General features: G+C 71.4%; 4 protein-coding genes and 1 pseudogene. All 5 read left to right on the forward strand.

Features of this window, described 5'->3' with window-relative positions:
* The first annotated feature begins 293 nt into the window (after positions 1-293).
* Positions 294-1,772, forward strand: a complete 1,479-nt coding sequence (locus tag ABZE72_RS14895; RefSeq protein WP_372729817.1) for a methyltransferase — start codon at positions 294-296, stop codon at positions 1,770-1,772.
* A 99-nt stretch (positions 1,773-1,871) separates the two neighbouring features.
* On the forward strand, positions 1,872-4,592 hold the full coding sequence (gene topA / locus ABZE72_RS14900) for a type I DNA topoisomerase (RefSeq protein ID WP_372729818.1): 2,721 nt from the start codon (positions 1,872-1,874) through the stop codon (positions 4,590-4,592).
* A 142-nt stretch (positions 4,593-4,734) separates the two neighbouring features.
* Positions 4,735-5,400: a dTMP kinase gene (gene tmk, locus ABZE72_RS14905; protein ID WP_372729819.1), complete on the forward strand. Its 666-nt coding sequence runs from the start codon at positions 4,735-4,737 to the stop codon at positions 5,398-5,400.
* The gene (locus tag ABZE72_RS14910; protein ID WP_372729820.1) at positions 5,397-6,545 is read left to right on the forward strand and encodes a DNA polymerase III subunit delta'; all 1,149 of its coding nucleotides are present in this window, start codon (positions 5,397-5,399) and stop codon (positions 6,543-6,545) included. Before tmk ends, ABZE72_RS14910 begins: the two co-directional genes overlap by 4 nt.
* A pseudogene (locus ABZE72_RS14915) lies at positions 6,542-7,005 on the forward strand (alpha/beta hydrolase); the annotation flags it as partial. The gene ABZE72_RS14910 and the pseudogene ABZE72_RS14915, both read left to right, overlap by 4 nt.

The raw sequence follows: 7,005 nt of genomic DNA on the forward strand, positions 1-7,005 counted from the left end.
CTCGCGATCGCGTTCGTCGCGACCGCGATCATCGTGGTGGCCGTCTACGTCTCCAAGCAGCGTGAGGTCACCATGGGCGACGGCGCGGGATCCACCCCGCCGCCGGCTGCTCCCGGGGCCGGCGCGGCGGCCGACCCGATGGCCACGCAGCGGTTCGAGACGCCGCAGGCCTGAGGCTCCACCGCTCCACCGCTCCACCACTGGCCCGCCCGGTCCTCCGGGCGGGCCAGTGTCATGTCGGCCAGTGTCATGTCGGCCGCCGCAATGTCGGGGGCGGTCCCTAGGCTGGGGCGATGCCCACCGATCTGCCCGTCCGGCTGCGTGCCGCCCTCCAGGCGGCCGACTTCACCTACGACACCGTCGCCGAGCTGCTGGGCAGCCAGGCCCACGCAGCGCTGGACCGCAACGAGACCTCGCCCGGTCTGCGTCGTACGACGGGCGGCTCGCCGCTGGAGACCCTGGTCCGACTGTTCCTGCTGCAGACCCCGGTGACCCTCGAGGCCGCTGAGGCTGCGCTGCCGGACCTGGTCGACCGACTCGCCGTCGAGGGACTGGTGGAGCGTTCGGTCGGTGAGGTGGCCGCCCGGCTCGACGTCCGCCCCTATGCCACCGAGGGCGACGATCTCTGGGTGGTCAGCGACCTCACCCCGGGACTCGACGGGCACCCCGTCCGGGTCGGCTCCGACCACGTGCTCGGGATCAGCTCGGCGTCGAGCTCGCTGGCGCAGCTCACCATGCGGGAGCCGGTCGGCCGCTCGCTCGACCTGGGCACCGGCTGCGGTGTCCAGGCGCTGCACCTGGCGACCCACAGCCGCGAGGTGGTCGCCACCGACGTCAACCCCCGCGCCCTGCGTCTGACCCGCTTCAACGCGGCGCTCAACGCCTCGCCGTCCCCGATCGACGTGCGCGAGGGCTCGTTCTTCGAGCCGGTCGCCGACGAGCGCTTCGACCTGATCGCCACCAACCCGCCGTTCGTGATCTCGCCCGCCACCGGGGAGCGGCTGGTCTACCGCGACTCCGGCCTGCCGGGGGACCGGGTCGTCGAGGACATCGTGCGAGCGGCGCCAGGCCACCTGGCCGACGGTGGCTGGTGCCAGATCCTGGCCAACTGGGTGATTGCCAGCGGCCAGTCCTGGGACGAGCGACTGCTGCCCTGGGTGGCGGACGACTGCGACGCGTTCGTGGTGCAGCGCGAGGTCATCGACCCCGCGTCGTACGTCGAGCTGTGGCTCAAGGACGCCGGCCTGCACGGCGGCCCGGACTACCTGCGCCGCTACGACACCTGGCTGTCGTGGTTCGAGGAGCAGGGCGTGGAGGCGATCGGCTTCGGCTGGATCAACCTGCACCGGGTCGGCGCAGGGTCCGGCGGCGGGAGCGCGCGCACTCGCGACTTCCTGGAGTGGCCCTACGACGTCGAGCAGCCGATCGGGCCGGCGGTCCGGGCCTGGGGTGAGGCCGTCGGGGTCCACGTGGAGCTCGACACCCGGCTGGTCGCCCGCCTCGACCTGCAGCAGGAGACCCTCGGTGCGCCGGGTGCGGAGGACCCCGAGACCGTCGTCCTGCGCCAGCAGCGCGGCCTGCGTCGGGCCCGCCGGGTGGACACCGTCGAGGCGGCGTTGGTGGGGGCATGCGATGGTGAACTCAGCGTCGGGCAGATTCTCGACGCCCTGGCCCAGTTGTTGGAGCTCGACGTCGAGCAGACCCGGACGACGTACCTTCCGCTGGTCCGGGAACTGGTCCGCGAGGGGTTCCTCGAGGAGACCTCGAGCTAGGTCAAGCGCTGGACGACGAGGTCCGACGCGCTACCGTGTTCGGCCGTGAGCCCCGCACCGGGAGCTCACGCAGCACAGAGGCAGGGAGAAAGAACCCCAGTGGCACACAAGTTGGTGATCGTCGAGTCCCCGGCGAAGGCCCGGACCATCGGCGGCTATCTCGGCGACGGCTACGTCGTCGAGTCCTCCATCGGCCACATCCGTGACCTCCCGAACAACGCGGCGGACACCCCGGCCAAGATCAAGGACAAGCCCTGGGGGCGGCTCGCGGTCGACGTCGACAACGACTTCCAGCCCTACTACGTCGTGCCCCGGGACAAGAAGTCCCACATCACCAAGCTCAAGGGCCTGCTGAAGGACGCCGACGAGCTCTACCTCGCCACCGATGAGGACCGCGAGGGAGAGGCGATCGCCTGGCACCTCCTCGACGAGCTCAAGCCGAAGAACATCCCGGTCAAGCGGATGGTCTTCCACGAGATCACCAAGACCGCGATCCTGGCGGCCGCCGACTCCCCGCGCGACATCGACATGGACCTCGTCGAGGCCCAGGAGGCGCGTCGGATCCTGGACCGGCTCTACGGCTACGAGGTCTCCCCGGTGCTGTGGAAGAAGGTCATGTCCGGCCTCTCCGCCGGCCGCGTCCAGTCCGTGGCGACCCGGCTGGTCGTCGACAAGGAACGCGAGCGGATGAAGTTCCGGCTCGCCTCCTACTGGGACCTCGAGGGCACCTTCGACGCCGGCTCGGCGCACGAGCAGCGGATGTTCCCGGCCAAGCTGCACTCCGTCGACGGCGCCCGGGTGGCCCGCGGCTCCGACTTCGGCCCCGACGGCCTGCTCAAGGACGCCAGCAAGGTCGTCCACCTCGACCGGGCCCGCGCCGAGGGGCTGGTCGAGGCCCTGCGCGACACGTCGTACGACGTGCGCTCGGTGGAGTCCAAGCCCTACCGCCGCTCGCCGTACGCGCCGTTCCGCACGACGACGCTCCAGCAGGAGGCCTCCCGCAAGCTCGGGTTCAGCGCCTCCTCGACGATGTCGGTGGCGCAGCGGCTCTACGAGAACGGCTTCATCACCTACATGCGTACCGACTCCACCACCCTCTCCGGTGGTGCGGTCGAGGCGGCCCGGGCGCAGGTCCGCGAGCTGTACGGCGCGGAGTACCTGCCTGACACGCCCCGGACCTACACCTCCAAGGTCAAGAACGCCCAGGAGGCGCACGAGGCCATCCGGCCGGCCGGCGAGACCTTCCGGACTCCGGCGCAGACCGGCCTGACCGGTGACCAGTTCCGGCTCTACGAGCTGATCTGGATGCGCACCGTCGCCTCGCAGATGAAGGACGCGGTCGGCCAGTCGGTCTCGATCCGGATCGGTGGCGGTGCCACGACCGGTGAGGACGTCGTCTTCTCCGCGACCGGTCGCGTGATCACCTTCCACGGTTTCCTCAAGGCGTACGTCGAGGGCACCGACGACGCCGCGGCCACCAAGGACGACGCCGAGACCCGGCTTCCGGCGCTCGCCGAGGGCGACTCGGTCTCCTCGGCCTCGATCTCGGCCAACGGTCACGAGACCAAGCCGCCGGCCCGCTACACCGAGGCCACCCTGATCAAGGAGCTCGAGGAGCGCGAGATCGGTCGCCCCTCGACGTACGCCTCGATCATCGGCACGATCCTGAACCGCGGCTACGTCTACAAGAAGGGCACGGCGCTCGTCCCGGCCTGGCTCGCGTTCTCGGTGATCCGGCTGCTGGAGGAGCACTTCCCGCGTCAGGTGTCCTACGAGTTCACCGCGCTGATGGAGGACGTGCTCGACGACATCGCCGGCGGCCGCAAGAACCGGGCCACCGAGCTCGGCGAGTTCTACTACGGCACCGACGCCGTCGTGGGCCTCAAGACGCTGGTCAACGAGCTCGGCGACATCGACGCCAAGGAGCTCGCCACCTTCCCGATCGGCGACGGCAGCAGCGGCATCGTGCTGCGGGTGGGGCGCTACGGCCCCTACATCGAGCGTCCCGGCGACGAGGGCGACTCCGAGGTCGTCCGGGCGAACGTGCCCGAGGACCTGCCGCCCGACGAGCTCACCCTGGAGAAGGCCAAGGAGCTCTTCGCCAACCCGGCCGGCGAGGAGATCGAGCTCGGCGTGCACCCGGAGACCGGTCTGCAGGTGGTCGCCAAGAGCGGTCGGTTCGGGCCGTACGTGACCGAGCTGCTGCCCGAGGACGCCAAGAAGAACGAGAAGCCGCGCACGGGCTCGCTGTTCAAGACGATGTCGCTGGACACCATCACCCTCGAGGACGCCGTCAAGCTGCTCTCGCTGCCCCGGGTGGTCGGGGTGGACGAGGCCGGCGAGGAGATCACCGCCCAGAACGGCCGGTACGGGCCCTACCTCAAGAAGGGCACGGACTCGCGCTCGCTGACGAGCGAGGAGCAGCTGTTCTCGATCACCCTGGACGAGGCGTTGAAGATCTACGCCCAGCCCAAGCAGCGGGGTCGGGCCGCCGCGGCGCCGCCGCTCAAGGAGCTCGGCAACGACCCGGTCTCGGGTCAGCCGGTCGTCGTCAAGGCCGGCCGCTTCGGCGAGTACGTCACCGACGGCGAGTACAACGCCACCCTGCGCAAGGACGACTCGGTCGAGGAGATCACCCTGGAGCGGGCCGCCGAGCTGCTGGCCGAGCGTCGGGCGAAGGGCCCGGCCAAGAAGGCGGCCAAGAAGGGCGCGAAGAAGGCTCCGGCGAAGAAGACCGCCAAGAAGGCCACCGCCAAGAAGGCCACCGCGAAGAAGGCCACCAAGAAGGCGCCGGCGAAGAAGGCTGCCAAGAAGGCCTGACCGCTTTCGGCTGTAACGCGGGGTTATGGTCGCTGAACAAGCCCCCGAGGGCGTGCTCAGCGCCCATAACACCGCGTTACAGCGGGTGGGGGTTGTGGAACCCGCGTTGTCGGGTGTCGGCAGCACCTCGTAGGTTCGGCGCATGCCAGCCGCACCCGGGACCCACGCCGCCACTGGTGTCTTCGTCTGTTTCGAGGGCGGCGAGGGGTCCGGCAAGTCCACCCAGTCGCGCCTGCTCCGCGCCGCCCTGGAGCAGCAGGGGTACGCCGTCCTGCTCACCTTCGAGCCCGGCGACACCGCGGTCGGCCGCCAGCTCCGGCAGATCGTCCTGGACCCGGCCACCGGCAGCCTCTCGGACCGCACCGAGGCCCTGCTCTACGCCGCCGACAAGGCCGAGCACGTCGACACCGTCGTCCAGCCGGCCCTGGCCCGCGGCGAGGTCGTGATCACCGACCGGTACGTCGACTCCACGCTCGCCTACCAGGGCGCCGGCCGCAGCCTGGACGTCGCCGAGGTCGAGCAGGTCGCCCGCTGGGCCACCGGCGACCTGCGACCCCACCTGACGGTCGTCCTCGACGTCGAGCCCGAGCAGGGGCTGGGCCGCTTCGAGGGACGTGACCGAATCGAGGGCGAGTCGCTGGAGTTCCACCGTCGGGTCCGGGAGGCCTTCGTCGCGATGGCGGCCGCCGACCCGGAGCACTACCTGGTCCTGGACGGGCGTCTCCCGGTCGACGAGATCGCGGCCACGGTGCTCGAGCGCGTCACCCCGCTGCTCGACCGGGCAACCCGGGGGGCGGTGTCGTCGTGAGCGTCTGGGAGAACCTGGTCGGCCAGCGGGCCGTGATCACCGCGCTCCGCACCGCGGCCGAGGGGCGCGGGATGAGCCACTCCTGGCTCTTCACCGGACCGCCCGGTTCGGGCCGGTCCAACGCCGCGATCGCCTTCGCGGCCGCGCTCCAGTGCGAGCAGGCCGGCTGCGGGGAGTGCCACGCCTGCCACACCACGCTGGCCGGGTCGCACGCCGACGTCTCGGTGATCCGGACCGAGAAGCTCTCCATCGGCGTCGACGAGGTCCGCGACCTGGTCCGTCGCGCGGCGCTCGCCCCGGTGGGGCGTCGCTGGCAGGTGCTGATCGTCGAGGATGCCGACCGACTGACCGAGTCCGCCTGCAACGCCCTGCTCAAGGCGATCGAGGAGCCCACCGACCGCACCGTCTGGATGCTCTGCGCGCCCACGGTGGAGGACGTGCTGACCACCATCCGCTCCCGCTGCCGACTGGTCAGCCTGACCACCCCGACCGCCGACGACGTGGCCGCCTTCCTGGTCCGCACCGAGGGTGTCGCGGACGCGCTCGCGTCGTACGCCGCCCGGGCGAGCCAGGGGCACATCGGCCGGGCCCGAGCGCTGGCCCGCGACGAGGCCACCCGGAACCGTCGCCGCGAGGTGGTCTCGCTGCCGGCCCGGCTGACCACGCTGGGCGCCTGCATGAACGCCGCCACCAACCTCACCGAGGTGACCAAGGAGGAGGCGGACGCGATCACCGGCGAGCTCGACGCCCGCGAGAAGGCCGACCTGGACTCGTCGTACGGCGTGGTCGAGCGCGGCCGGCGCCCCCGGGAGTACGCGCCGGCCCTCACTGCTCTGGAGAAGGCGCAGAAAGCGCGCGCCAAGCGCCGGCACCTCGATGTCGTCGACCGCAGCCTGATGGACCTGGTCTCGGTCTACCGCGACGCCCTGGCGCTCGCGTCGGGAGCCCCGGGGCGGCTGGTCAACGAAGAGATCCGGGGCGACGTCGAGCAGATCGTCCGCAACTCCAGCCGTGAGCTGAACCTGCGCCGGATCGCCTGGATCTTCGAGGCGCGCGAGCAGATGCTCGACTTCAACGTGCCCGTCCCCCTCGCGCTCGAGTCGATGATGGTGGCGCTGAAGGTGCCGGCGGGGAGCAGCCGGTGAAGCCCGGTGCCGTCCGGATCGTCGCGATCCTGCTGGTGGTCGGACTGGTCGTCAGCGGGGGCGTCCTGGGCGTTCTGTCCGCGCTGCGATCCGGCGACGGTTCGCCCCGCGAGGATCTCGGGCCGGCCCCGACGTCGACCCCGGGACCCTCGACGACCGTGCCGCCCCGGCCGGGGCTGGCGCCGTACTACGACCAGGAGCTCGCCTGGCGGGCGTGCGGTGGCAACGAGTGCGCGACGCTCACCGTCCCGCTGGACTACCGCGAGCCGGACGGCGAGACGATCCGGCTGGCCGTCCTGCGGGTGCCCGCGCGAGAGCCCGACGCCCGGATCGGATCGCTGGTGGTGAACCCGGGTGGCCCCGGGGCGCCGGGCACCAGCTACGCCGCCCAGGCGCGCGACGTGTTCCGTCGGCCGCTGTTGGAGCGCTTCGACATCGTCGGCTTCGACCCGCGGGGGAC

This window comes from Nocardioides sp., assembly GCF_041600255.1.
GTDB lineage: Bacteria > Actinomycetota > Actinomycetes > Propionibacteriales > Nocardioidaceae > Nocardioides.